This is a genomic window from Burkholderia sp., from assembly GCF_018375725.1.
Taxonomy (GTDB): domain Bacteria; phylum Pseudomonadota; class Gammaproteobacteria; order Burkholderiales; family Burkholderiaceae; genus Burkholderia.
In genome coordinates this window covers 1-22,927 of the sequence record NZ_JAHACR010000034.1, presented here as the reverse complement: position 1 = coordinate 22,927, position 22,927 = coordinate 1, and the positions used below count along the sequence as shown (strand labels likewise).

Sequence of the window (22,927 nt, the reverse complement as noted above, 5' to 3'; positions counted from 1 at the left end):
CGGGCCAGTATGCGACGACAGCAGCCGCGCCGGCCATACCCGCTGCTCGGTCCCGCCGGCCGCGCTAGCCGCGCGACAACGGCCCGATGCGCAGCAACGCTTCCAATTCCCCAAAGGGGCCCCCTCTGCCCTCCGTTTGTGGCGGGACACTCCCGACGCTCGACGCCGGCAACCGGATTTCTCGCATGCGAGAACGCATGCACTCTTAACGCGAGATCTTGCCGATGTCCGTCAAATAATAAGAAGAATAAGAATATTATTATTCTTACCTCAACCGACTATGCGGGCTGCTGAACCCGATCCAGCTTCTCAACAAGATCCTCTGCGCGAAGGTGGGTGTATCGCTTCAGCATCTGCATCGACTTGTGTCCGCTGATCGAAGCGACCTCTTGGTCGCTCAGCCCGGCTTCGACGAGCCGACTCACGGCCTCGTGGCGTAGATCGTGAAAATGTAAGTCGGCTAAGCCAACTGTCTGCACGATGCTCGCCCAGAGCTTCTGAAACACGTAGGGCTTGCGTTTTCCGTCTCGCCCCGGCTCCCCGAAGAACAGGAGATCGACGTCAATCGGCCGGATAGGATTGTCCAGCGCTGAGCGCAAGATTTCGACCGCCACGCGAGTCAACGGAACCAAGCGCGCGGAGCCATTCTTGGTGTCCTTGAGGGTGACAACCCGGCGGTTCAGATCGACTTGTGAGCGGCGCAGGCCCGTGATCTCAGATGAGCGCATACCGGTTTCGACGGCCAACCGCACAATCCATCCGAGCATCGGATTGCTATGGGCATCGGCGGCCGCGAAAAGCCGTTGCTGCTCTTCTGGCGTCAAGCGCCGATCCCGGCCAGCACCGGGGCTAGGTTTCCGGATGTTGGCGACTGGATTGAACGTCAGGCCGATCCCCCACTCCTGAATCGCCACCCGGAACAGATGCCCAAGCATCGCCAGCTCGATCCGCACGGTGTTGTTCGACTTGCCGGTCGACAACCGCTCGTCGCGGTACTTCGCGACGAGCTCGGCACTGACGGCCGCCATCGAATACTTCCCAAAGAATGCAGCCAAGTGCTGCGAGGTAAAGCGCTCGCTGCGCTGCGTGGTCGCCTTCTTGGTGACCGACACCTCTTCCATGTACCGCTTCAGCGCAGCCGAAACCGTGAGCTTTTCGGAGGGAGCACGCGACAGGTAGACACCCCGAACCATCTCATCCTCGGTCCGACGTGCCCAATCCTCGGCATCGCGTTTGGTGCGGAAAGTCTTGATCGTGGTCGGCCAACCGTTCTTGCGAACGATGGCTTTCCAGTTGCCTGATTCTCGTTTTTGGATGACGGCCATGATGCCCTCGCGATGGCGCAGTGTACCAATACTGTACCGGGAGGGCCCAAAAAGCATCAAGGGGTTACACGAAACTCGCGTAACCCCTTGATTTTATTGGTGCCGGCTGCAGGACTCGAACCCGCCACCTGATGATTACAAATCAACTGCTCTACCAGATGAGCTAAGCCGGCTAAGCGAGAGATTCTACCTCATTTCACGATCTTGAGGCGAGGTCTTCCGCTCTTCGAACCGTCGCCGTCAGATTTCGGCGGCTCGCTCGCGCCTTCCGACGGTTCTTCATTCGTCGCACCGCCGCCGCTCACCGGCGTCAGCCCGGCTGACGGCTCACGATCGCCGCTCGAGTCTTCGGTGACATCCTCACTGTCGAACGCGCCCGAATCCTCACCTTCCTGTGCGACCACATCGACCTGGAACGCCATTCCCTGCCCGTTCTCGCGGGCATAGATCGCCAGAACGTTCGCCACCGGAATCTCGATCTTGTGCGCCTTGCCGGAGAAACGCGCGGTGAATTCGATCCACTCGTTGCCCATCTGCAGCTGGCTCGTCGCTTCGAAGCTGATGTTGAGCACGATCTCGCCGTCGCGCACGAACTGACGCGGCACGCGCGTCGAATTGTCGACTCTCACCGCGATATGCGGCGTGTAACCGTTATCGGTGCACCACTCGTACAGCGCGCGCAGCAGGTAAGGCTTCGTTGAAATCTCTTGCATCACAATCCTCGAACCGGAGCGAGGGCGCGCAAACCGCGCCGCCCGCCCCGTCACGCCGTTAACGACGCATGACCTTTTCGGAAGGCGTCAGTGCTTCGATATACGCCGGACGGCTGAAAATCCGCTCCGCGTACTTCATCAGCGGCGCCGCGTTCTTCGACAGTTCGATGCCGTAGTGATCCAGGCGCCACAGCAGCGGCGCGATCGCGACGTCCAGCATCGAGAACTCTTCGCCGAGCATGTACTTGTTCTTCACGAAGATCGGCGCGAGCTGCGTCAGGCGATCGCGAATCGCGAGGCGCGCCTTCTCGTGGATCTTCTCCGCAGCCTTGCCCTTCTCGTTCTCGAGCGTGCTCACGTGGACGAACAGCTCCTTCTCGAAGTTGAGCAGGAACAGGCGTGCACGCGCGCGCTGCACCGGATCGGCCGGCATCAGTTGCGGGTGCGGGAAGCGCTCGTCGATGTACTCGTTGATGATGTTCGATTCGTACAGGATCAGGTCGCGCTCGACGAGGATCGGCACTTGGCCGTACGGGTTCATCACCGAGATGTCTTCCGGCTTGTTGAACAGGTCGACGTCGCGAATCTCGAAATCCATGCCCTTCTCGAACAGCACCAGCCGGCAACGCTGGGAGAACGGGCAAGTTGTGCCGGAATACAGAACCATCATATTTGCGTTTCCTCAAAAAAGCCGAGGGCCAGCGCGCAGCAGAACCCTTCCGCGGATTCATCCTTGCGCCGGCCCCACGCCGGTCAGGCGTGATTACTTGATATCTTTCCAGTACGCGGCATTGAGCCGCCAGGCCAGGAAAGTCAGGACGCCGAGAAACACCAGCACCCAGACCCCGAGGCGCTTGCGAAGCTGCTGGGCGGGTTCGGACATCCATGTCATGTACGCCACCAGGTCGGCCACGGCAGCATCATAATCCACCGGCGACAGCGCTCCGGGGCTCACCTGCTGGAAGCCGACGAGCGTGCGCGCCTTCTCGCCCGTCTCCTCGTCCGTCTTTTCCTCGAATTTTGCGATGCGCTGCCCCTGCAACTGCCACATCACATGGGGCATGCCGACGTTTTCGTATACCGCATTGTTCCAGCCCGTCGGCCGCGTATCGTCGCGGTAGAAGCTCCGCAGATACGTATACAGCCAGTCGCGGCTGCGCGCGCGCGCCTCGACGGACAGATCGGGCGGCGTCACGCCCAGCCAGTTCTTGGCGTCGTCGGGCCGCATCGCGACGGACATCGTGTTGCCGACCTTGTCGGTCGTAAACAGGAGATTCTGCTCGATCTCCTTCTGGGATATCCCCAGATCCGTCAGACGGTTGTAGCGCATCAGGTTCGCGCTGTGGCAATTCAGGCAATAGTTTACAAACAATTGCGCGCCGTGTTGAAGCGAAACGAGATTTTCCGTGTTATCGGGCGCCCGGTCGAGCGGAAAATTGCCCTCCGCGGCCGACACGGGCGCCGCCAGCAGCGCACAGGCTGTCGCACCGATCAGCGCGAGCGTCGAAAGCAGTTTTTTCATGTCGTCCTCTCCTCGCTCACGTTAATGGGGCTTGAAGCGCACCCGCTCCGGCGGCTGCTTGAACGTGCCAAGCGGCGTCCAGACCGGCATGCCGAGGAAGAACGCGAAATAGATCAGCGCGCACACCTGCGCGATCACCGTCCCGACAGGCGACGGCGGCCGGGTGCCGAGGAATGCGAGGGTCAGGAACGCGGCGACGAAGATCCCGAGGAACACCTTGTGGAATAGCGGCCGGTAACGGATCGACTTCACCGGGCTGCGATCGAGCCACGGCAAAAAGAACATCGACACCACGGCCGAGCCCATCACGACGACACCCCAGAATTTCGATTCCGTCAGGTACATGAACATGACGATCGCCGCGGCCAGCACCGGCAACCCGATCTTCCACTTGCCGCGCGCGCGGATCAGCGCGAGCACGCCGAGCGCCGCGATCACGATCATCAGGACGATCTTGAACGGGTCGGTGGTCGCACGCAGCATCGCGTAGAACGCGGTGAAATACCAGACCGGCGCGATTTCGGGCGGCGTCTGCAGCGGGTTCGCCGGGATGAAGTTGTTCGACTCGAGGAAGTAGCCGCCCATTTCCGGCGCGAAGAACACGATCATCGCAAACACGATCAGGAATACGCACACGCCGAGGAAGTCGTGCACCGAGTAGTACGGATGAAACGGGATGCCGTCGAGCGGGATGCCGTCCGCGTTTTTCTTCGCCTTGATCTCGATGCCGTCCGGATTGTTCGAGCCCACTTCATGCAGCGCGACGAGGTGCGCGATCACGAGGCCGATCAGCACGAGCGGAATCGCGATCACGTGGAACGCGAAGAAACGGTTCAGCGTGACGTCGGATACAACGTAGTCGCCGCGAATCCACAGCGACAGATCCGGGCCGATGAACGGGATCGCCGAAAACAGGTTCACGATCACCTGCGCCCCCCAGAACGACATCTGGCCCCAGGGCAGCAGATAGCCGAAGAACGCCTCGGCCATCAGGCACAGGAAGATCGCGCAGCCGAAGATCCACACGAGTTCGCGCGGCTTGCGGTACGAGCCGTACAGCAGCCCGCGGAACATGTGCAGATAGACGACGACGAAGAACATCGATGCGCCCGTCGAGTGCATGTAGCGGATCAGCCAGCCCCACGGCACTTCGCGCATGATGTACTCGACCGACGCGAACGCGAGCGCCGAGTCGGGCTTGTAGTTCATCGTCAGGAAGATCCCGGTGACGATCTGGTTCACGAGCGCGAGCAGCGCAATCGAGCCGAAGAAATACCAGAAGTTGAAGTTCTTCGGCGCGTAGTACTCGGTCACATGCTTCTTGAGCGTGAGCGTCCACGGAAAGCGCGCATCGATCCAGCCGGTGAGACCTGTCGTGGTGACTTCCCCGTGTTTCGCCGCCATTTCGGCGAGACCTGCCGTGGTGACTTCGTTGTGTTCCGTCGCCATTTACGCTTCTCCTTTCTCGTCCCTGCCGATCACGAGCGTGTTTGCCGACGTGAACATGTAGGGCGGAACATCGAGATTCTGCGGGGCCGGCTTGTTCTTGAAGACGCGGCCTGCCAGATCGTAGGTCGAACCGTGGCACGGGCACAGGAACCCGCCCGGCCAGTCGTCCGGCAGGTTCGGCTGCGGCCCTGGCACGAAGCGTTGCGACGGCGTGCAACCGAGGTGCGTGCACACCGCCATGACGACGAGAATGTTCTTGCGATCGGCCCGCGAGCGATATTCATTCGCGCAATACGGGGGCAACGGCATCGAATAGGGAGATTTCGTGGTCGGATCGGCGACTTCCTTGTCGGCCTTGACCACATCGGAGAGCATCGCATCGGTTCGGTTCAGCACCCAGACAGGCTTGCCGCGCCAGGCCACGGTCAGCAGTTCGCCCGGCTTCAGGTTGCCGATATCGACTTCGACCGGCGCGCCGGCCGCTTTTGCCTTGGTCGACGGCGCCATCGACGCCGCGAATGGTACGACGGCGGCGACTCCCCCCACGCCACCTACTACGGATGTCGCAATCAGCCAGGTACGGCGGCTGCTGTCGACGCGTTTCTCTTCCTTGTCTCGCATCACACGCCCCACTTCTGAGTTGGATTTTCCGTCACGACTTTCCATTCCGCCGCTAGTTTGCTCGAATGGAGTCGCCATTTACAAGGCCCGGAGATGAAAATCCCTTCGAAGTGTTTGATAGTTAAGGGTTTCCCCGCACTATCGGAGCAATTAAATCATTGCTCTTTTAAGCGTTCGCCACATTCCGGAATTTCGACGCGTCGCAGCAATCCGGTTCGTTCAGACCGGGTTATGAATATCGATAAAAAGGTGTTCGAGACCGAATTGCTCGGACAAATGGTCGCCGAGCGCCTGGATGCCGTAGCGCTCGGTCGCATGGTGCCCCGCCGCAACGAATGCCACGCCGCTCTCCGCCGCTGCGTGCGTCACCGGCTCCGACACCTCGCCGGTCAGGAACACGTCCGCGCCCGCGTCGATCGCGGCGTCGAAGTAACTTTGCGCCGCGCCCGTGCACCACGCGATGCGACGCAGTTGCATATCCGGATCGCCGAGCACGAGCGGCGTACGGCCGAGCGTGTTCTCCACCTTCGCGACAAAGTGCTCGAGCGTCACCGGCATCGGCAGCGTCGCCATCCAGCCGAGGTCGCCTTCCCCGAAACGCGAATCGCCGATCAGCCCGAGCTTCGCGCCGAGCTGCGCGTTGTTGCCGAATTCGGGGTGGGCGTCGAGCGGCAGATGGAACGCGAACAGGTTCAGGTCGTTCGCGAGCAGCAGTTTCAGACGCCGGTACTTGCGACCGGTGATCTGCGGCGCCTCGTTGCGCCAGAAATAGCCGTGATGGACCAGCACGGCATCCGCCCCCCATTCGAGCGCCGCTTCGAGCAGCGCGACCGACGCGGTCACGCCGGTCGCGATCTTTTCGATCTTGCGACGGCCCTCGACTTGCAGACCGTTCGGGCAATAGTCCTTGAAGCGCGCAGTTTCAAGGGTATTGTTCAAGTACAATTCAAGTTCGATCCGATCCATATAATCCTCTAGTCCATTCAGATGCTTAGACGCTTCTGGCTGTTCTTCGCGCAGGCGGTCACCGTGCTGCTCGCGCTGATGTTCATCGTCGTGACGCTCAAGCCGCAATGGCTGCAACGGCAAGGACAGCTCGGCAAGCAGCTCGCCACGCCGATTGTCGCGCTGCGCGAAGTCGCACCGGGCATCGGCGGCGCACCTGCGCCATCTTCTTACGCGGATGCCGCACAAAAGGCCATGCCGGCCGTCGTCAACGTGTTTTCCAGCAAGGACGGCTCGCTGCCGGCCGATCCGCGCGCCAAGGATCCGCTGTTCCGCTACTTCTTCGGCGACCGCAACGCGCGCAAGCAGCAGGACGAGCCGGCGTCCAACCTTGGCTCGGGCGTTATCGTGAGTCCTGAAGGTTACATTCTAACCAACCAGCACGTGGTCGACGGCGCGGACCAGATCGAGGTCGCGCTCGCCGACGGCCGCACCGCGACCGCAAAAGTGATCGGTATCGATCCGGAAACGGATCTCGCCGTGCTGAAGATCAATCTGCCCGATCTGCCGACGATCACGCTCGGCCGCGCCGATCAGGCGCGCGTCGGCGACGTCGTGCTCGCGATCGGCAACCCGTTCGGTGTCGGCCAGACGGTCACGATGGGAATCATCAGCGCGCTCGGCCGCAATCACCTCGGCATCAACACCTTCGAGAACTTTATCCAGACCGACGCACCGATCAACCCGGGCAATTCCGGCGGGGCGCTCGTCGACGTCAACGGCAACCTGCTCGGGATCAACACGGCAATCTATTCGCGCTCCGGCGGCTCGCTGGGCATCGGCTTCGCGATTCCGGTGTCGACCGCCCGCACCGTGCTCGAAAGCATCATCACGACGGGCTCGGTCACACGCGGCTGGATCGGTGTCGAGCCGCAGGACGTCACGCCGGAAATCGCCGAGTCGTTCGGCTTGCAGCAGAAGTCGGGCGCGATCGTCGCGGGCGTATTGCAAGGCGGCCCGGCGGACAAGGCCGGCATCCGTCCGGGCGACATCCTCGTGTCGGTCAACGGCGAGGACATCGGCGATACGACGAAGCTGCTCAACGTTGTCGCACAGATCAAGCCGGGCGCGACAGCCAAGGTGCACGTCGTCCGCAAGGGCAAGGAACTCAACCTCAATGTCGTGATCGGCAAGCGACCGCCGCCGCCAAAGCAGGCGGCCGATCAGCAGGACAGCGATACCGAATGACGCCGCGCGCATCGTGGCAGAAAAAAGGGCAGCCGGCCGGCTGCCCTTTTTGTTTGTCGCGCGGGGCGGCCGGCTGGCCCGTTCCCCGGCTGACGACGGCAGGCTCGCTGGCCGCTGTCGCCCGATGCGCCGTCAACTCGCCGCTTCGCCGTTCTCCTCGGCTTCCGCTTCCGGCAGCTTGCGGACCAGCAGCCGCGCCGCGATGATCCCCGCTTCGTACAGCAGCACGAGCGGCAACGCGAGCATCAGCTGCGACAGCACGTCAGGCGGCGTGACGATCGCCGAGACGATGAATGCGCCGACGACGACGTAGGGCCGGATCTCCTTGAGCTTCTTCACCGTCAGCACGCCCATGCGAACCAGCAGCACGACGACGACCGGCACCTCGAACGTCACCCCGAACGCGATGAACATCCCTAATACGAAGCTCAGGTAATTGTCGATATCGGTCGACATTTCCGCCCCGAGCGGCGTGTTGTAGTGCGCCATCACCCGGAAGATCGTCGGAAACACGAAAAAGTATGCGAACGCCATCCCGCACAGGAACAGGAAGTAACTGCTGCCGACGAGCGGCATGACCAGCTTCTTCTCGTGCTGGTACAGCCCCGGCGCGACGAACGCCCAGATCTGGTACAGCACGACCGGCAGCGCGATCACGAGCGCAACGAGCATCGTGACCTTCATCGGCACGAAGAACGAGCCGGTCACGTCCGTCACGATCATCTTGCCGCCTTTCGGCAGGTTTTCCATCAGCGGACGCGCGAGCAGCCGGAAAATGTCCGGCGCCCAGTAGACGAGCCCGAGGAACACGACGATCACGGCCAGCCCCGCCCGAATGATGCGGTCGCGAAGCTCGACGAGATGGGAAATGAAGGTTTCTTGCGGGCCTTCGCCCGGCTTTTGCTGGGGGTCGCTCACACCGGCCCTCGGTTGGAGGATTGACGAGCGCGCATGCGCGCAGCTCAGAAGAATCGCGCCGGCCGGCGCAAGACCGCCGGCTGATGGCGCGCGACACGCGCGGCACCGGACTGCACGTGCGTACGGCGCGTCGTGGCGCGCTTGTACCAGACGGGCATGGCCGCCTGCTTGACCCGCCAGTTCCGGCGCTTCTGCGCCAGCACGGCGGAACCGCGCGGGATCGGCGCGGCCGGGGTATCAGCGCTCGCCGCCGCTAGAGAATCGTCGAGATCCGCGCTCACCGGCGTCGATTCGTCGGAAACGGTCACGCCGACCGCTTTTTTCCACGAGTCCTTCAGGTCGGTTTCGTGCTGATGCACGGTGTCCTGAATCGTGTTCTCGACATTGCGCGCGGCCGTCTCGAAGTCGCTTTTCATCGTACGCAACCCGTCGAGTTCGATCTCGCGCGCGACCTCCGACTTCACATCGTTGATATAGCGCTGTGCACGGCCGAGCAGCGCACCCGCCGTGCGCGCGACGCGCGGCAGGCGCTCGGGGCCGAGCACCACGAGCGCGACGACGCCGATCAGCGCCATCTTCGAAAGACCAAGATCCAGCATCGCGGATGTCCGTCAGCGTGCCGGCGTTACGCCTTGCGTGAATCGGACGAACGCGACGTTTCCTTCGCATCGACGTTCACCGAACCCGAACGCGGCAGCTGTTGCGCGTCCGGCGGCGCTTCGCCTTCCTTCATGCCGTCCTTGAAGCCCTTCACGGCACTGCCCAGATCGCTGCCGATATTGCGCAGCTTCTTCGTGCCGAATACCAGCGCAACGATCAGCAGCACGATCAGCCAGTGCCAAATGCTCAATCCACCCATGATGAAACTCTCCTCAACCGCGCCGCTCGCGGCGCAAATCGCCGGCAGTGCGCCGGCTTCGACTATCGACCCGGGAATCGCCCCGCGCCGTCAACCCATCCGGTGCCAGGGACGCGGGCCAGCCAGGATATGGGCATGCAGATGGTAAACCTCCTGCCCGCCACCCGGCCCCGTGTTGATCACCGTGCGGAATCCGGTTTCGCCGCCGCTGTAGGCCACGCCAAGCTGGTCGGCCAGTCGCGCGACGAGCACCATCATTCTACCAAGCAGCGGCGCATCGTCCTCGCCCACCGCCGACAGCGTCGGCAGGTGCTTGCGCGGGATCACGAGCACGTGCGTCTCGGCCGCCGGGCGGATGTCGCGGAACGCGACGAATTCGTCGTCCTCGTGCACCTTCGTGCTCGGGATCTCGCCTGCGGCGATCTTGCAGAACAGGCAATTCGGATCGTGACTCATGTTGCTCCAGAAAACGCGTCCGCTGCGATCGTCAGAACCATGCCTGCGGATCGAGCGCCTTGTTGTCGTTCAAATACAGCCAGCCCTTGATGATACGGTACAGCGTCCAGACCCACACCGCACCGAGCACCAGAAACCCCACGCCGACGAAGAGCAGCGCGACCCCGATCACATAGGCGATCAGCGAACGCCAGAACGTGCGGATCTGCCACTCGAAATGGTCTGCGTACGGTGTCCCTGCCGTATCCGCGCGTTTCACGTAGTTGATGATGATTGCGACGAGACCGGTGATGCCGCCCGTCAGCCAGTGCACGGCGTACAGGGCGTACAGCACGTGCGTCAGCATGCGCAGGCTGCTCAGGCGCTCGCTGTCGGCGGCATGCTGGTACGGCGTCTGCGGGATCCGGCTCGGCGTATCCGTCATGATGCTACCCCCGTTCGATGACAATGCTTACAGCCGTGCGGCAAAATGCGTCAGCCGCCGTTTTCCTCGCGCTCGCGACGCTTGCGCAGCGCCTTCTCCTCGATGCCGGACAGGCCTTCGCGGCGCTCCAGCTCCGCAATCACGTCGGCCGGGCTCAGGTCGTAATGGGACAACATCACGAGGCAATGAAACCAGAGGTCGGCCACTTCGCCGACGAGTGCCGTCGGTGCGCCGCCTTGCCGCACGTCCTTGGCGGCGAGCACGACTTCGGTCGCTTCCTCGCCGATCTTCTTCAGCACCGCGTCGTCGCCCTTGTGAAACAGGCGCGACACGTAGGATTGTTCGGGATCGCCGCCCTTGCGGCTATCGATCACGGCGGCCAGGCGCAGCAGCGTGTCTTCGGTCGTTTGCGTCATTTGTAGATGTGTTCGGGATCTTTCAGCACCGGATCGACCGCGACCCAGTCGCCGCTGTCGACGGTGCCGTCGAATTTCTGGAAGAAGCACGAATGCCGGCCGGTGTGGCACGCAATGCCCGACACCTGCTCGACCTTCAGCAGCACGACGTCCTCATCGCAATCGAGGCGCACCTCGTGCACATGCTGCACGTGGCCCGACTCCTCGCCCTTGAACCACAGGCGCTTGCGCGAACGCGAATAGTAGACGGCGCGCTTCGTTTCGATCGTCTTCGCCAATGCCTCGCGGTTCATCCACGCGAACATCAGCACGTCGTTCGTCGACGCTTCCTGCGCGATCACCGGCACGAGGCCGTTGTCGTCCCAGCGGACCTTGTCGAGCCACGCTGGCTGCACTGCGTTGTCCGTCGCCATCACAACCTCACCGGAATGCCCTGCCCGGCCATGAAGCGTTTCGCCTCGCCGACCGTGTGCTCGCCGTAGTGGAAGATGCTCGCCGCGAGCACGGCATCCGCACGGCCTTCCTTGATGCCGTCAGCGAGGTGCTGCAGCGAGCCGACGCCGCCCGAGGCGATCACCGGCACCGGCACCGCGTCCGACACGCCGCGCGTCAGTGCGAGATCGAAACCCGACTTCGTGCCGTCGCGGTCCATGCTCGTCAGTAGGATCTCGCCCGCGCCGAGCTCGGCCATCTTGCGCGCCCATTCGATCGCGTCGAGGCCCGTGTTCTTGCGGCCGCCGTGCGTGAACACCTCCCAGCGCGGCGCCTCGCCGTCGGCGGACACACGCTTCGCGTCGATCGCGACGACGATGCACTGCGAGCCGTACTTGTCGGCCGCGTCGCGCACGAGCTGCGGATTCGCGACCGCGGACGAGTTCATGCTGACCTTGTCCGCGCCCGCGTTCAGCAGGCGGCGGACGTCCTCGACGGCACGCACGCCGCCGCCGACCGTCAGCGGGATGAAGACCTGCGATGCGACCGCTTCGATGATCGGCAGGATCAGGTCGCGCTGGTCCGATGTCGCGGTGATGTCGAGGAACGTGAGTTCGTCGGCGCCTTGCTCGTCATAGCGGCGAGCGATCTCGACCGGATCGCCCGCATCGCGCAGTTCGACGAAGTTGACGCCCTTGACGACGCGCCCGGCGGTCACGTCCAGGCAGGGGATGATGCGTTTAGCTAGAGCCATGATGTTGCACTAAGTGCCGCGGTTGGGAATGCCCGGTCAAGGACGCCCGGTCAGGGACGCCCGGTCAGGAGCGCCCCGGTCAGGGCCGCCCGGCGTGCGGCCCGGGCGAAGAAGGGACGCCGAAATCAGGCGTCGTCGAGTTCGCCGTTCAGTTCGTCCGCGCGTTTTTGCGCGGATGCGAAGTCCAGATCGCCGGAGTAGATCGCGCGGCCGCAGATCACGCCCTCGACACCCAGCTCTTCCACTTCGCAGAGCTTTTCGATGTCGTCGATGTTCGACAGGCCGCCGCTCGCGATCACCGGAATGCCGACCGCCTGCGCGAGCTTCACCGTCGCTTCGATGTTGATGCCCTGCAGCATGCCGTCGCGGCCGATATCGGTATAGACGATCGATTCGACGCCGTAATCCTCGAACTTGCGGGCGAGGTCGATCACCTCGTGGCCGGTCAGCTTGCTCCAGCCGTCGGTCGCGACCTTGCCGTCCTTCGCGTCGAGGCCGACGATGATGCTGCCCGCGAACGCGCTGCACGCGTCCTGCAGGAAGCCCGGATCCTTCACCGCCGCGGTGCCGATGATCACGTACGACAGGCCGGCGTCGAGATACTTCTCGATCGTTTCGAGGCTGCGGATGCCGCCGCCGAGCTGTACGGGGATTTCGTCGCCGACTTCGTCGAGGATCGCTTCGATCGCCTCGAGATTCTTCGGCTTGCCGGCGAACGCGCCGTTCAGGTCGACGAGGTGCAGCCGCCGGGCGCCGAGATCGACCCATTTGCGGGCCATCGCCGCAGGGTCCTCGGAAAAAATCGTGGCCTGGTCCATATCGCCCTGTTTGAGGCGCACACACTGACCGTCTTTGAGATCGATGGCCGGAATCAGCAGCATAGCAATCGGATGTCGTCTGGGAGAAAGAAAAGATCGGCGCACGCACTGGCCCATCCAGTGCGGCGCCGTCTCGCTAGTTTAGTACAAGTCGTTCGGCGCTTTGGCGCTCGAGCCCCGCGCGGCGGACGTGCGGCGCACGCCGGTCGGGACTTTCGCACCGCGTATTACGGTTTCCAGTGTACGAAGTTGCGATACAGACGCAACCCGACTTCCGCACTTTTTTCCGGATGGAATTGGGTCGCGAAGATGTTGTCCCGCGCGACCGCGGACGTAAACGGCGCACCGTAAACCGTTTCGCCGACCGTATGCGCCGGGTTGTCCGGCGTCACGTAATAACTGTGCACGAAGTAGAAATAGGCGTCGTCCGGCACGCCGTCCCACAGCGGGTGCGGCTGCGCCTGGCGCACGCGGTTCCAGCCCATTTGCGGCACCTTGAAGCGCGAACCGTCGTCCTGCAGCCGGCCGCCGAGCGAGAAGCGCACGACCTTGCCCGGCAGCAGGCCGAGGCCCTGCGTGTCGCCTTCGGCACTCCAGTCGAACAGCATCTGTTCGCCGACGCACACGCCAAGCAGCGGCTTCGTGCGCGACGCCTCGATCACCGCTTCCTGCAGGCCCGATTCGCCGAGACAGCGCATGCAGTCCGGCATCGCGCCCTGGCCGGGCAGCACGACGCGGTCGGCCGCGCGGATCGCGGCCGGCGTATCGACGATCGCCACGTCGGCGGCCGGTTCGGCCTGCTTGAGCGCCTGCGCGACCGAGCGCAGGTTGCCCATCCCATAATCCACAATCGCAATCGAAGTTTTCATCTCAGTGCAGGCAGCAATGCCCTCAGTCCATCGACGATGAATTCCACCGCCAGCGCCGACAGCATCAAACCCATCAGCCGCGTGGCGATATTGATGCCGGTGCGGCCGACCCAGTTGGCGATCGGCTCGGCGAGCCGCATCGCGACGAAACACAGGCAGGCCAGGACCGCGCCGATCGCGATAAGCCCCGCCCGCTGATACCAGTGATGCGAATTCGCCGCATACACGATCATCGTGCTGATCGAGCCGGGGCCCGTCAGCAGCGGGATCGCGAGCGGCACAACCGCGACGTTGTGCTTCAGTTCGGCCTCGTCGCGCTCTTCCGGCGTCGAACGCGTATTGCCGATCTGCGCGTTCAGCATGTTGATCGCCATCAGCAGCATGATGATGCCGCCGCCGGTCTCCAGCGAGCCGACCGAAATGCCGAAGAAGTCGATGATCTGCTGGCCGAGCAGCGTCGTCACCGTCATCACGCAGAATACCGACACCGAGGCGACCCGGATCGTGCGGCGGCGCTCGTCATCCGTCTGCTGCGCTGTGAGACTCAGAAAAAAAGGCACCGCGCCGACCGGGTTGATCAGCGCGAGCAATGAAATAAATGATTTAAGCAGATCCATCGCAAGCCGGCGCGACGCGCCGGAACCGTGTGGTTATTCTTCGCGTCCAGTGTGGTCAGAGGCTGCCTTTGGTCGACGGAATCTGCCCCGCCGCACGGTCGTCCAGCTCCACCGCCATCCGCAACGCCCGGCCAAAGGCCTTGAACACCGTTTCGAGCTGGTGATGCGCGTTGATCCCGCGCAGGTTGTCGATGTGCAGCGTCACGCCCGCATGGTTCACGAAACCACGGAAGAACTCGATCGACAGGTCGACGTCGAAGGTCCCGATCCGCGCGCGCGTGAACGGCACGTGGAATTCGAGGCCCGGCCGGCCGGAGAAGTCGATCACGACGCGCGACAGCGCCTCGTCGAGCGGCACGTAGGCATGGCCGTAGCGGCGGATGCCCTTCTTGTCGCCGACCGCCTTCGCGACCGCCTGGCCGAGCGTGATGCCGACGTCCTCGACCGTATGGTGGTCGTCGATATGGGTATCGCCATGCGCCTCGACGTCGAGATCGATCAGGCCGTGTCGTGCGATCTGATCGAGCATATGGTCGAGAAACGGCACGCCGGTCGCCAGCTTCTGCTGGCCGGTGCCGTCGAGATTGAGCTTCACACGGATCTGCGTTTCGCTGGTATTGCGAACGACTTCCGCCACACGCATGGTGATTCCTTGAATGAGTCGATATAAATGGGGATTGATCGTCGCGCGGCGTCAGGCTTGCATGGGCAGCGCGCGCTTCAATGCGGCCAGCAGGCGGGCGTTTTCGTCGGGAGAGCCAACGGTCAGCCGCACGCATCCGGCCAGCAATGGGTGCATTTTACTCACGTTTTTGACCAGCACCCGTTCGCTGAGCAGCGTGTCGAACACCGCGGCGGCATCCGGCACGCGCACCAGCAGGAAATTGCCGGCGCTCGGGAACACGGTCGCACCCGGCAGCGCCGCCACCGCCTGCGCGAGACGCGCGCGTTCGGCGCGCAGCTCGGCCGCCTGCGCGTCGAGCACGCCGAGGTGGTCGAGCAGGAAATCGGCGGTCGCCTGCGTCAGCACGTTGATGTTGTATGGCGGCCGCACCTTGTCGAATTCGTTCAGCCACGCGGGCAACCCGACGAGATAGCCGAGACGGATGCCCGCCAGACCGAGCTTCGACACCGTGCGCATCACGACGACGTTGTCGAACTCCGCCGCGCGCGGCAGCCAGCTGCGCTCGGCGAACGGCTGATACGCCTCGTCGATCACGATCAGGCTGTGCCGGGCCGCGGCGACGATCCGCTCGATGTCGGCGTCGTCGTACAGCGTGCCGGTCGGGTTGTTCGGGTACGCGAGGTAGACGAGCGCGGGCCGATGTTCGTCGATCGCCGCAAGCATCGCGTCGACGTCGAGCGTCAGATCCGCCTTCAGCGGCACGCCGACGAATTCGAGCTGCGCGAATTTCGCGGAGATCTCGTACATCACGAAGCCCGGCACCGGCGCGAGCACCTTCGCGCCGGGCTTCGCGCACGCGACCGACATCATGCTGATGATCTCGTCGGAGCCGTTGCCGAGCAGCACGTCGCACCCGGCCGGCACGCCCATCGCGTGGCGCAGCTTGTCGAGCAGCGCGGCGGGCCGCGGCGCCGGGTAGCGGTTCAGCGCGACCTGCGCGAGGCGCTCGCCGAGCGCGGTCGCGAGCGGCTCCGGCAGCGGGTACGGATTCTCCATCGCATCGAGCTTCACGAATCCGCTCGCGTCCGGCACCGGGTAGCTCGTCATTGCGAGCACGTCCCGGCGGATGATGTCTTGTGGCGTCGTCATGTTCTGCAGGCCGGCGCGGTTCGCACCGGCATCAAATCGGCAAGGCGGCGGCCGCCGCCCTGCCCGTCGTTTCCCGTTCGGGCGCTCAGTTGCCCTGGCGGCCCGCGCCCTTCATCCGGTATTCGGCGCTGCGTGCGTGCGCCTGCAGCCCCTCGCCGTACGCCAGCTCGGAGGCGATCTCGCCGAGCGTATGCGCGCCCTCGGCGCTGACCTCGATCACGCTCGAGCGCTTGAAGAAGTCGTATACGCCGAGCGGCGACGAGAAGCGCGCGGTGCGCGACGTCGGCAGCACGTGGTTCGGGCCGGCGCAGTAGTCGCCGAGGCTTTCGCTCGTATAGCGGCCAAGGAAAATCGCGCCCGCGTGGCGGATCTGCTTGCCCCACTGCTGCGGCTCGAGCGCGGAAATCTCGAGGTGCTCCGGCGCGATGTCGTTCGCGATCCGGCATGCCTCGGCCATGTCGCGCACCTTGATCAGCGCGCCGCGGTTTTCCAGCGACGAACGGATCACCGCCTGGCGCGGCATCGTCGGCAGCAGCTCCTCGATCGCCTTCTCGACGCGCTCGATGAACGATGCGTCCGGACACAGGAGAATCGACTGCGCGAGTTCGTCGTGCTCGGCCTGCGAGAACAGATCCATCGCAACCCAGTTCGGATCGGTCGTGCCGTCGCACAGCACGAGGATCTCCGACGGGCCGGCGATCATGTCGATGCCGACCGTGCCGAACACGCGGCGCTTCGCCGACGCGACATACGCGTTGCCCGGCCCGCAGATCTTGTCGACCGGCGGCACCGTCTCGGTGCCGTATGCGAGCGCGGCCACGGCCTGCGCGCCGCCGATCGTAAATACGCGGTCGACGCCGCCCAGCAGCGCCGCGGCAAGCACGAGCTCGTTCTTCACGCCGTCGGGCGTCGGCACGACCATCACGATTTCGCCGACCCCCGCCACCCGCGCCGGAATCGCGTTCATCAGCACGGACGACGGATACGCCGCCTTGCCGCCCGGCACATACAGGCCGACGCGGTCGAGCGGCGTCACCTTCTGGCCCAGCACGGTGCCGTCGGCCTCCGTGTACTGCCAGCTATGGCTGCCGCATTCGATCTTCTGCTTCTCGTGGTACGCGCGCACGCGCGCCGCGGCAGCTTCGAGGGCCGCGCGCGCTTTCGGCTCGAGCCCGTCGAGCGCCTCCTGCAGCGCGTCCTGCGACAGCTCGAGCGCGGCGACGCTCGGCGCGCTCAGCCGGTCGAAGCGGTTCGTGTAGTCGAGCACCGCGGCGTCGCCGCGCGCCTTCACGTCTGCGAGGATCTGCGCGACCGAACGCTCGATCGCCTCGTCTTCGCTCGCCTCGAACGCGAGCACCGCGCGCAGCGCGGCATCGAAGCCTTCGTCCGTCGAATCGAGTTTGCGGATGGTGAGTGGCATGGGGAGTTCCGTTTCGGTAATGCGCTTACGCGCCGCCCAGCGATGCGCGTTCGAACGCGTCGAGGAACGGCTTGAGCGCCGTGCGCTTCAGCTTCAGCGCAGCCTGGTTCACGACGAGGCGCGACGAGATCGGCATGATCTCCTCGACCTCGACCAGATTGTTCGCACGCAGCGTGCCGCCCGAGCTGACCAGGTCGACGATCGCGTCGGCGAGGCCGACGAGCGGCGCCAGCTCCATCGAGCCGTACAGCTTGATCAGGTCGACGTGCACGCCCTTCGCGGCAAAATGTTCGCGCGCCGTCTCGACGTACTTGGTCGCGACGCGCAGGCGCGCGCCCTGGCGCACGGCGTTCGCATAGTCGAAGCCGGCGGGCACCGCGACCGACATCCGGCAGCGCGCGATGTTCAGGTCGATCGGCTGGTACAGGCCCGAGCCGCCGTGCTCGATCAGCACGTCCTTGCCGGCCACGCCGAAATCCGCCGCGCCGTATTCCACGTAGGTCGGCACGTCGGTCGCGCGCACGATGATCACGCGCAGGTTCGGGTCGGTCGTCGGCAGGATCAGCTTGCGCGACGTCTCCGGATCCTCGGCGACCTGCACGCCTGCCGCGGCGAGCAGCGGCACGGTTTCCTCGAAAATCCGGCCCTTCGAGAGGGCGAGGGTCAGCGGCGCGCTCATGCTTGGCTCCCGGAAATGCGGCGCACGTTCGCGCCCACAGCAGTCAGTTTGGCTTCCATCCGGTCATAACCCCGGTCGAGATGGTAGATGCGGTCGACAAGCGTTTCGCCGTCCGCGACGAGGCCCGCGATCACGAGGCTCGCAGACGCGCGCAGGTCGGTCGCCATCACCTTCGCGCCGGACAGTTTCTCGACGCCCGCGACGAGCGCGGTGTTGCCGTCGACGGTGATGTTTGCGCCGAGCCGGTTCAGTTCCTGCACGTGCATGAAGCGGTTCTCGAAGATCGTCTCGACAATCGGCGCAGTGCCGGTCGCCACCGCGTTGAGCGCCATGAACTGCGCCTGCATGTCGGTCGGGAAGGCCGGATACTCGGACGTGCGGACCGTCACCGCGGACGGACGGCGGTCCATCTTCACGCGCAGCCAGCTGTCGCCTTCCTCGATCGACACGCCGGCTTCGCGCAGTTTGTCGATCACCGCGTCGAGGATGTGCGGGCGCACGCCCGTCAGCGTCACGTCGCCGCCCGCCGCCGCGACCGCACACAGGAACGTGCCGGCCTCGATGCGGTCGGAGATCACCGCGTGGTGCGCGCCGTGCAGGCGCTCGACACCCTGGATCACGAGCCGGTCGGTGCCGATCCCGTCGATCTTCGCGCCCATCGCCACGAGCAGATGCGCAAGGTCGCTCACTTCCGGCTCGCGCGCGGCGTTTTCGATGATCGTCTCGCCGTCGGCGAGCGTCGCCGCCATCAGCAGGTTTTCGGTGCCGGTCACGGTGATCATGTCGGTGACGATGCGCGCACCCTTCAGGCGCTTCGCACGCGCTTCGATGAAGCCGTGCTCGATATTGATCTCCGCGCCCATCGCCTGCAGGCCCTTGATGTGCTGGTCGACCGGACGCGCGCCGATCGCGCAGCCGCCCGGCAGCGACACCTTGGCCTCGCCGAAGCGCGCGAGGAGCGGGCCGAGCACGAGGATCGACGCGCGCATCGTCTTCACGAGCTCGTACGGCGCGACGAGATTGTCGACGCGCGACGCGTCGAGCTGCACGTGGCTGCCCGTCATCTCGCTCTTCACGCCCATCTGGCCGAGCACTTTCAGCGTAGTGCGCACGTCCTGCAGGTTCGGCACGTTGTCGAGGTGAACCGGCTCGGCCGACAGCAGGCCCGCGCACAGAATTGGCAGCGCCGCGTTCTTCGCGCCGGAAACGACGATCTCGCCCGACAGGCGGCGGCCGCCTTCGATCACCAGCTTGTCCATGCCATGTCCCTGCGAATCCCGATTGCCGGCCGGGTGTGCCGTGGCGACGCGTTCGACGGCGTCGTGTTCTTTGACGGTGACTTGCACTGACTAGATTCCGGTTATGCGTTCTGCCATTCGGCGGGCGTCAGCGTCTTCATGCTGAGCGCGTGGATTTCCTGCTTCATGCGGTCGCCGAGCGCCGCGTAGACGAGCTGGTGCCGCTGGATCAGCCGCTTGCCCTCGAAGGCGGGCGACACGATCGTCGCGAAGAAATGCTGGCCGTCGCCTTCGACTTCCAGATGCGTGCAGGCAAGCCCGCCCGCGATGTATTGCTTGACCTGTTCGGGAGTCGGCAACATGAAATGCTCCTGTCGGTATGCGCTGCCCCGCCCGGATGTTCCGGTTCGCCACGCGGGCGACCGGCAAACGCCGTGAGCGGGGGACGCTTCATATCAATGACGCAGTTTGTAGCCGGTCGCGAGCAGCCGCATCGCGAACAATGCGAGCAGCACGAAGAAACCGGTGACGATCGCGAGACTAGCGAGCGGGTTGATGTCGGACATGCCGAAGAACCCGTAGCGGAAGCCGTCGATCATGTAGAAAAACGGGTTGAGACGCGAGATTTCGCGCCACACGGGCGGCAGCGAATGCGTCGAATAGAACACGCCGGACAGGAATGTCAGCGGCATGATCAGGAAATTCTGGAATGCGGCGAGCTGGTCGAACTTCTCGGCCCAGATCCCGGCGATCAGGCCGAGCGTGCCGAGGATCGCCGCGCCGAGCAGCGCGAACGCGACGATGTAGGCCGGCGCGGCAAAGTTCATCGGAACGAACCAGACCGTGACGACGAACACGCCCGCGCCGACCACCAGCCCGCGCACCACGGACGCGAGCACGTACGCGCCGTAGATATCCTGGTACGACAGCGGCGGCAGCAGCATGAACACGAGGTTGCCGGTGATCTTCGACTGGATCAGCGACGACGAACTGTTCGCGAACGCGTTCTGCAGCACGCTCATCATCACGAGCCCCGGCACGAGGAAGCTCACGTACTCGACGCCCGGGTACACCTCGACGCGGCCCGTCAGGGCATGGCCGAAAATCGTCAGATACAGCAGCGCCGTGACGATCGGCGCGAGCACCGTCTGGAACGACACCTTCCAGAAGCGCAGGATTTCCTTGTAGAACAACGTGCGAAAACCGCTCATGCCAGCCCCTCGACCACCTCAGCCCCGTTCATCACCTGGACGAACACATCTTCGAGGTCGGCCTTGCGAACCTCGATCTCGTCGAACGTGCAGCCCGCGGCGCGGCACTGCGCGAGGATGCGCTCGACCTCGTCGTAGCTGGTGAGCCGCAGCAGGTGCTCGCCCGGCGCGCGGGCCGGCGGATCGATTTCCAGCGCGCGCAACTCATGCGGCAGCACGCCGTTCGCGATGCGCAGATAGAGCTGCAGGCCGGCAAAGCGCTGCAGCAGCGTGTCGGTACGGTCGAGCGCGACCACTTCGCCCCGGCGCAGCATCGCAATGCGGTCGCACAGCGACTGGGCTTCCTCGAGGTAATGGGTGGTCAGCACGATCGTGTGACCCTCGCGGTTCAGACGTGAAATGAATTTCCACAGCGTCTGGCGCAACTCGACGTCGACGCCGGCGGTCGGCTCGTCGAGCACGATCACGGGCGGCCGATGCACGAGCGCCTGCGCGACGAGCACGCGGCGCTTCATGCCGCCCGACAATGCGCGCATGTTCGCGTCGGCCTTCTCGGTCAGGTCGAGATTGGCCATCACTTCGTCGATCCAGTCGTCGTTGTCGCGCAGCCCGAAGTAGCCGGACTGGATCCGCAGCGTTTCACGCACCGTGAAGAAGGGATCGAACACCAGTTCCTGCGGGACGACGCCGAGCGCGCGGCGCGCCGCCCGGAAGTCCTTGACGACGTCGTGGCCACGCACCGCGATGCTGCCTTCGTCGGCTCGGGCAAGCCCGGCGAGGATGCTGATCAGCGTGGTCTTGCCTGCCCCATTGGGGCCGAGCAGACCGAAAAACTCACCTTCCTCGACCGACAGGCTGACGCCCTTGAGCGCCTGAAGCGACTTGTAGCGCTTCTTGACGTGACGGATTTCTATGGCTGACATGACTGTGCGCGGCGCAATGGCCGCGACGCGAATTGTGTGCTTGGAGCGAAAGAAAAAAGGGGCCGATTGTCAGCCCCGCAAAACGCTTGATTATAGGGCAAACGGGGCGGGGGGACGGCCATCCGGTCGCCGACGCCCCGCAGGGCGCGGCCTTCAGTCGCGAAAGGTCAATGTCGCTCGTTGATGAGCGCGTCGACGCCGTACGCCTGCGCGAGGCTGGCGAGCTTGGGAGGGAGATTGAGGATATCGAGGGTGACGTTGCGCTCGTACGCGGCCCGCCGCCATGCGAGCAGGACGGCGAGCGCCGCCGAATCGAACTGCGTCAGCGCCGCGCAGTCGACGGCGGTGGCGCCCGCGCCGATGCGCGCGATACCCGACGCGAGCGCGTCCTTCGCGCTCGCGAGGGTCAGCGTGGAGCCGGCGTCGAAGCTGCTCACGACGCCTGCTTGCCGGCGGCAAGTTCCTGGTTGCGTTGCGCCAGGAACTGAATCAGGCCTTCCACGCCGCTTTGCTGGATCTTCTCGTTGAACTGCTGCTGATACGTCTGGATCAGCCATGCGCCGAGCACGTTCAGGTCGTACACGCGCCAGCCTTGCGCGGTCTTGTACAGGCGGTAGTCGATCTGGACCGGCTGGCCGTTGTTCATCGCGACCGTACGCACCACGACATCGGTGTCCTCCGGACCCGCACGGAACGGCAGATACTGGATCTGCTGGTCCGGCTTCAGCTGGGCCAGCGCCCCCGAGTACGTGCGGATCAGCAGCATCTTGAACTGGTCCATCACCTGCTGCTGCTGCGCCTGCGACGCCGTGCGCCAGTGACGGCCCATCGCGAGCTGCGTCGTGCGGCGGAAATCGGCATACGGCAGGATGTCCTTGTTGACGATCGTGATGATGCGATTGGTGTCGCCCTGCTTGATCGCCTGTTGGCGGACTTCATCGAGCACCTGCTGCGTCGCGCTCTTGATCAGCGCTTGCGGATTCGACTGGTCGACTTGCGCGTACGCGCCGCCGCCGAACGAAAACAACGCGGCGAAAACCGGGATCAAAAACAGTTTCTTCATAAAATTGACCTGCATGAGTGAGTCGATGCAAAGGTTGGAGCCGTTAGGTTACGCGCAAGTTCGCGTGCGCCGTCGGCTGAATCGTTTCTGGCTGTAACGAATGTAAATCGCGTCAATGCAGCTTGATGCTCGGGAAACGCAGGCCGCCGGGCGATGGCGGCACCACCTGCATCGGCGGCACATTCGTCGCGCTGGCCGGGTTCGGCGCCCCGGCCTAGGCATCCGACGCGGCC

The 22,927-nt window shown here is 64.3% G+C and carries 29 protein-coding genes, 1 tRNA gene and 1 pseudogene; 1 reads left to right on the top strand and 30 read right to left on the bottom strand.

Annotation, left to right across the window (positions count from 1 at the left end; genetic code table 11):
• Positions 1 to 278 precede the first annotated feature (278 nt).
• From KH616_RS07410 to KH616_RS07375, 8 genes are all read right to left on the bottom strand, one after another.
• A complete protein-coding gene (locus KH616_RS07410) occupies positions 279 to 1,325 on the bottom strand; it encodes a site-specific integrase (protein ID WP_292239065.1) in 1,047 nt (348 codons plus the stop codon).
• Between the two features lie 97 nt (positions 1,326 to 1,422).
• Positions 1,423 to 1,498 (bottom strand) — tRNA-Thr (locus tag KH616_RS07405).
• A gap of 18 nt (positions 1,499 to 1,516) precedes the next feature.
• Positions 1,517 to 2,038: a ClpXP protease specificity-enhancing factor gene (locus tag KH616_RS07400; RefSeq protein WP_292239062.1), complete on the bottom strand. Its 522-nt coding sequence runs from the start codon at positions 2,036 to 2,038 to the stop codon at positions 1,517 to 1,519.
• Between the two features lie 58 nt (positions 2,039 to 2,096).
• Positions 2,097 to 2,708 (bottom strand): glutathione S-transferase N-terminal domain-containing protein, encoded by a 612-nt coding sequence (locus KH616_RS07395; protein ID WP_292239060.1) that lies wholly within the window; start codon positions 2,706 to 2,708, stop codon positions 2,097 to 2,099.
• Between the two features lie 93 nt (positions 2,709 to 2,801).
• Positions 2,802 to 3,560, bottom strand: coding sequence for a cytochrome c1 (locus tag KH616_RS07390; RefSeq protein ID WP_292239057.1), 759 nt, complete (start codon positions 3,558 to 3,560; stop codon positions 2,802 to 2,804).
• A 21-nt stretch (positions 3,561 to 3,581) separates the two neighbouring features.
• On the bottom strand, positions 3,582 to 4,964 hold the full coding sequence (locus tag KH616_RS07385) for a cytochrome bc complex cytochrome b subunit (protein WP_292239071.1): 1,383 nt from the start codon (positions 4,962 to 4,964) through the stop codon (positions 3,582 to 3,584).
• A 45-nt stretch (positions 4,965 to 5,009) separates the two neighbouring features.
• The gene (gene petA / locus KH616_RS07380; protein WP_292239068.1) at positions 5,010 to 5,630 is read right to left on the bottom strand and encodes a ubiquinol-cytochrome c reductase iron-sulfur subunit; all 621 of its coding nucleotides are present in this window, start codon (positions 5,628 to 5,630) and stop codon (positions 5,010 to 5,012) included.
• Positions 5,631 to 5,849: 219 nt separating this feature from the next.
• Complete coding sequence (locus KH616_RS07375; RefSeq protein ID WP_292239053.1) at positions 5,850 to 6,596, bottom strand: Nif3-like dinuclear metal center hexameric protein; 747 nt, start codon at positions 6,594 to 6,596, stop codon at positions 5,850 to 5,852.
• 21 nt (positions 6,597 to 6,617) lie between these two features.
• Between KH616_RS07375 and KH616_RS07370 the strand changes: the two genes are divergently transcribed.
• The gene (locus tag KH616_RS07370) at positions 6,618 to 7,823 is read left to right on the top strand and encodes a Do family serine endopeptidase (RefSeq protein WP_292239050.1); all 1,206 of its coding nucleotides are present in this window, start codon (positions 6,618 to 6,620) and stop codon (positions 7,821 to 7,823) included.
• A 132-nt stretch (positions 7,824 to 7,955) separates the two neighbouring features.
• Here KH616_RS07370 and tatC read toward each other — a convergent pair whose 3' ends face one another.
• The 22 genes and pseudogenes from tatC to KH616_RS07260 all read right to left on the bottom strand — a co-directional run.
• Entirely contained in the window at positions 7,956 to 8,741 is a 786-nt protein-coding gene (gene tatC / locus KH616_RS07365) for a twin-arginine translocase subunit TatC (protein WP_292239046.1), read from the bottom strand.
• A gap of 44 nt (positions 8,742 to 8,785) precedes the next feature.
• A complete protein-coding gene (gene tatB / locus KH616_RS07360; RefSeq protein ID WP_292239043.1) occupies positions 8,786 to 9,340 on the bottom strand; it encodes a Sec-independent protein translocase protein TatB in 555 nt (184 codons plus the stop codon).
• Positions 9,341 to 9,366: 26 nt separating this feature from the next.
• Positions 9,367 to 9,600: a Sec-independent protein translocase subunit TatA gene (tatA, locus tag KH616_RS07355; protein WP_292239040.1), complete on the bottom strand. Its 234-nt coding sequence runs from the start codon at positions 9,598 to 9,600 to the stop codon at positions 9,367 to 9,369.
• 90 nt (positions 9,601 to 9,690) lie between these two features.
• The gene (locus KH616_RS07350) at positions 9,691 to 10,056 is read right to left on the bottom strand and encodes a histidine triad nucleotide-binding protein (RefSeq protein ID WP_292239038.1); all 366 of its coding nucleotides are present in this window, start codon (positions 10,054 to 10,056) and stop codon (positions 9,691 to 9,693) included.
• A gap of 31 nt (positions 10,057 to 10,087) precedes the next feature.
• On the bottom strand, positions 10,088 to 10,480 hold the full coding sequence (locus KH616_RS07345) for a hypothetical protein (RefSeq protein WP_292239035.1): 393 nt from the start codon (positions 10,478 to 10,480) through the stop codon (positions 10,088 to 10,090).
• Between the two features lie 50 nt (positions 10,481 to 10,530).
• The gene (locus KH616_RS07340) at positions 10,531 to 10,896 is read right to left on the bottom strand and encodes a phosphoribosyl-ATP diphosphatase (protein ID WP_292239032.1); all 366 of its coding nucleotides are present in this window, start codon (positions 10,894 to 10,896) and stop codon (positions 10,531 to 10,533) included.
• Positions 10,893 to 11,309, bottom strand: coding sequence for a phosphoribosyl-AMP cyclohydrolase (gene hisI / locus KH616_RS07335; RefSeq protein ID WP_292239029.1), 417 nt, complete (start codon positions 11,307 to 11,309; stop codon positions 10,893 to 10,895). Before hisI ends, KH616_RS07340 begins: the two co-directional genes overlap by 4 nt.
• A complete protein-coding gene (gene hisF / locus KH616_RS07330; RefSeq protein ID WP_292239026.1) occupies positions 11,309 to 12,082 on the bottom strand; it encodes an imidazole glycerol phosphate synthase subunit HisF in 774 nt (257 codons plus the stop codon). The genes hisI and hisF overlap by 1 nt, the downstream gene beginning before the upstream one ends.
• A 125-nt stretch (positions 12,083 to 12,207) precedes the next feature.
• Positions 12,208 to 12,963: a 1-(5-phosphoribosyl)-5-[(5-phosphoribosylamino)methylideneamino]imidazole-4-carboxamide isomerase gene (gene hisA, locus KH616_RS07325; protein WP_292239024.1), complete on the bottom strand. Its 756-nt coding sequence runs from the start codon at positions 12,961 to 12,963 to the stop codon at positions 12,208 to 12,210.
• Between the two features lie 164 nt (positions 12,964 to 13,127).
• The gene (gene hisH / locus KH616_RS07320) at positions 13,128 to 13,769 is read right to left on the bottom strand and encodes an imidazole glycerol phosphate synthase subunit HisH (protein WP_292239022.1); all 642 of its coding nucleotides are present in this window, start codon (positions 13,767 to 13,769) and stop codon (positions 13,128 to 13,130) included.
• Complete coding sequence (locus KH616_RS07315; RefSeq protein ID WP_292239021.1) at positions 13,766 to 14,386, bottom strand: MarC family protein; 621 nt, start codon at positions 14,384 to 14,386, stop codon at positions 13,766 to 13,768. Before KH616_RS07315 ends, hisH begins: the two co-directional genes overlap by 4 nt.
• Before the next feature lie 55 nt (positions 14,387 to 14,441).
• Complete coding sequence (gene hisB, locus KH616_RS07310) at positions 14,442 to 15,029, bottom strand: imidazoleglycerol-phosphate dehydratase HisB (RefSeq protein WP_292239018.1); 588 nt, start codon at positions 15,027 to 15,029, stop codon at positions 14,442 to 14,444.
• 51 nt (positions 15,030 to 15,080) lie between these two features.
• On the bottom strand, positions 15,081 to 16,160 hold the full coding sequence (hisC, locus tag KH616_RS07305) for a histidinol-phosphate transaminase (RefSeq protein ID WP_292239015.1): 1,080 nt from the start codon (positions 16,158 to 16,160) through the stop codon (positions 15,081 to 15,083).
• A gap of 85 nt (positions 16,161 to 16,245) precedes the next feature.
• Positions 16,246 to 17,580, bottom strand: coding sequence for a histidinol dehydrogenase (hisD, locus tag KH616_RS07300; RefSeq protein ID WP_292239012.1), 1,335 nt, complete (start codon positions 17,578 to 17,580; stop codon positions 16,246 to 16,248).
• 25 nt (positions 17,581 to 17,605) lie between these two features.
• On the bottom strand, positions 17,606 to 18,259 hold the full coding sequence (gene hisG / locus KH616_RS07295) for an ATP phosphoribosyltransferase (protein WP_292239009.1): 654 nt from the start codon (positions 18,257 to 18,259) through the stop codon (positions 17,606 to 17,608).
• On the bottom strand, positions 18,256 to 19,605 hold the full coding sequence (gene murA / locus KH616_RS07290) for a UDP-N-acetylglucosamine 1-carboxyvinyltransferase (RefSeq protein ID WP_292239007.1): 1,350 nt from the start codon (positions 19,603 to 19,605) through the stop codon (positions 18,256 to 18,258). The genes hisG and murA overlap by 4 nt, the downstream gene beginning before the upstream one ends.
• A 14-nt stretch (positions 19,606 to 19,619) precedes the next feature.
• Positions 19,620 to 19,859: a BolA family protein gene (locus tag KH616_RS07285; RefSeq protein WP_292239006.1), complete on the bottom strand. Its 240-nt coding sequence runs from the start codon at positions 19,857 to 19,859 to the stop codon at positions 19,620 to 19,622.
• A 93-nt stretch (positions 19,860 to 19,952) separates the two neighbouring features.
• The gene (locus KH616_RS07280) at positions 19,953 to 20,708 is read right to left on the bottom strand and encodes an ABC transporter permease (RefSeq protein ID WP_292239003.1); all 756 of its coding nucleotides are present in this window, start codon (positions 20,706 to 20,708) and stop codon (positions 19,953 to 19,955) included.
• Positions 20,705 to 21,631, bottom strand: coding sequence for an ABC transporter ATP-binding protein (locus tag KH616_RS07275; RefSeq protein WP_292239000.1), 927 nt, complete (start codon positions 21,629 to 21,631; stop codon positions 20,705 to 20,707). The genes KH616_RS07280 and KH616_RS07275 overlap by 4 nt, the downstream gene beginning before the upstream one ends.
• Positions 21,632 to 21,798: 167 nt before the next feature.
• Entirely contained in the window at positions 21,799 to 22,068 is a 270-nt protein-coding gene (locus KH616_RS07270; protein ID WP_292238996.1) for an STAS domain-containing protein, read from the bottom strand.
• A complete protein-coding gene (locus KH616_RS07265) occupies positions 22,065 to 22,694 on the bottom strand; it encodes a phospholipid-binding protein MlaC (protein WP_292238994.1) in 630 nt (209 codons plus the stop codon). The genes KH616_RS07270 and KH616_RS07265 overlap by 4 nt, the downstream gene beginning before the upstream one ends.
• A 112-nt stretch (positions 22,695 to 22,806) precedes the next feature.
• A pseudogene (locus KH616_RS07260) lies at positions 22,807 to 22,927 on the bottom strand (VacJ family lipoprotein); the annotation flags it as partial.

What these genes read in the sequence shown, in the direction of transcription:
- KH616_RS07385 (WP_292239071.1), bottom strand. Translation starts at nt 4,964, where the DNA reads ATGGCGGCGAAACACGGGGAAGTCACCACGACAGGTCTCACCGGCTGG.
- KH616_RS07280 (WP_292239003.1), bottom strand. Translation starts at nt 20,708, where the DNA reads ATGAGCGGTTTTCGCACGTTGTTCTACAAGGAAATCCTGCGCTTCTGG.
- hisH (WP_292239022.1), bottom strand. Translation starts at nt 13,769, where the DNA reads ATGAAAACTTCGATTGCGATTGTGGATTATGGGATGGGCAACCTGCGC.
- hisI (WP_292239029.1), bottom strand. Translation starts at nt 11,309, where the DNA reads ATGGCGACGGACAACGCAGTGCAGCCAGCGTGGCTCGACAAGGTCCGC.
- hisB (WP_292239018.1), bottom strand. Translation starts at nt 15,029, where the DNA reads ATGCGTGTGGCGGAAGTCGTTCGCAATACCAGCGAAACGCAGATCCGT.
- KH616_RS07345 (WP_292239035.1), bottom strand. Translation starts at nt 10,480, where the DNA reads ATGACGGATACGCCGAGCCGGATCCCGCAGACGCCGTACCAGCATGCC.
- KH616_RS07285 (WP_292239006.1), bottom strand. Translation starts at nt 19,859, where the DNA reads ATGTTGCCGACTCCCGAACAGGTCAAGCAATACATCGCGGGCGGGCTT.
- tatB (WP_292239043.1), bottom strand. Translation starts at nt 9,340, where the DNA reads ATGCTGGATCTTGGTCTTTCGAAGATGGCGCTGATCGGCGTCGTCGCG.
- hisC (WP_292239015.1), bottom strand. Translation starts at nt 16,160, where the DNA reads ATGACGACGCCACAAGACATCATCCGCCGGGACGTGCTCGCAATGACG.
- KH616_RS07375 (WP_292239053.1), bottom strand. Translation starts at nt 6,596, where the DNA reads ATGGATCGGATCGAACTTGAATTGTACTTGAACAATACCCTTGAAACT.
- KH616_RS07340 (WP_292239032.1), bottom strand. Translation starts at nt 10,896, where the DNA reads ATGACGCAAACGACCGAAGACACGCTGCTGCGCCTGGCCGCCGTGATC.
- KH616_RS07350 (WP_292239038.1), bottom strand. Translation starts at nt 10,056, where the DNA reads ATGAGTCACGATCCGAATTGCCTGTTCTGCAAGATCGCCGCAGGCGAG.
- KH616_RS07275 (WP_292239000.1), bottom strand. Translation starts at nt 21,631, where the DNA reads ATGTCAGCCATAGAAATCCGTCACGTCAAGAAGCGCTACAAGTCGCTT.
- KH616_RS07410 (WP_292239065.1), bottom strand. Translation starts at nt 1,325, where the DNA reads ATGGCCGTCATCCAAAAACGAGAATCAGGCAACTGGAAAGCCATCGTT.
- KH616_RS07370 (WP_292239050.1), top strand. Translation starts at nt 6,618, where the DNA reads ATGCTTAGACGCTTCTGGCTGTTCTTCGCGCAGGCGGTCACCGTGCTG.
- KH616_RS07400 (WP_292239062.1), bottom strand. Translation starts at nt 2,038, where the DNA reads ATGCAAGAGATTTCAACGAAGCCTTACCTGCTGCGCGCGCTGTACGAG.
- hisD (WP_292239012.1), bottom strand. Translation starts at nt 17,580, where the DNA reads ATGCCACTCACCATCCGCAAACTCGATTCGACGGACGAAGGCTTCGAT.
- hisG (WP_292239009.1), bottom strand. Translation starts at nt 18,259, where the DNA reads ATGAGCGCGCCGCTGACCCTCGCCCTCTCGAAGGGCCGGATTTTCGAG.
- KH616_RS07315 (WP_292239021.1), bottom strand. Translation starts at nt 14,386, where the DNA reads ATGGATCTGCTTAAATCATTTATTTCATTGCTCGCGCTGATCAACCCG.
- KH616_RS07265 (WP_292238994.1), bottom strand. Translation starts at nt 22,694, where the DNA reads ATGAAGAAACTGTTTTTGATCCCGGTTTTCGCCGCGTTGTTTTCGTTC.
- hisF (WP_292239026.1), bottom strand. Translation starts at nt 12,082, where the DNA reads ATGGCTCTAGCTAAACGCATCATCCCCTGCCTGGACGTGACCGCCGGG.
- petA (WP_292239068.1), bottom strand. Translation starts at nt 5,630, where the DNA reads ATGCGAGACAAGGAAGAGAAACGCGTCGACAGCAGCCGCCGTACCTGG.
- KH616_RS07390 (WP_292239057.1), bottom strand. Translation starts at nt 3,560, where the DNA reads ATGAAAAAACTGCTTTCGACGCTCGCGCTGATCGGTGCGACAGCCTGT.
- KH616_RS07395 (WP_292239060.1), bottom strand. Translation starts at nt 2,708, where the DNA reads ATGATGGTTCTGTATTCCGGCACAACTTGCCCGTTCTCCCAGCGTTGC.
- tatA (WP_292239040.1), bottom strand. Translation starts at nt 9,600, where the DNA reads ATGGGTGGATTGAGCATTTGGCACTGGCTGATCGTGCTGCTGATCGTT.
- hisA (WP_292239024.1), bottom strand. Translation starts at nt 12,963, where the DNA reads ATGCTGCTGATTCCGGCCATCGATCTCAAAGACGGTCAGTGTGTGCGC.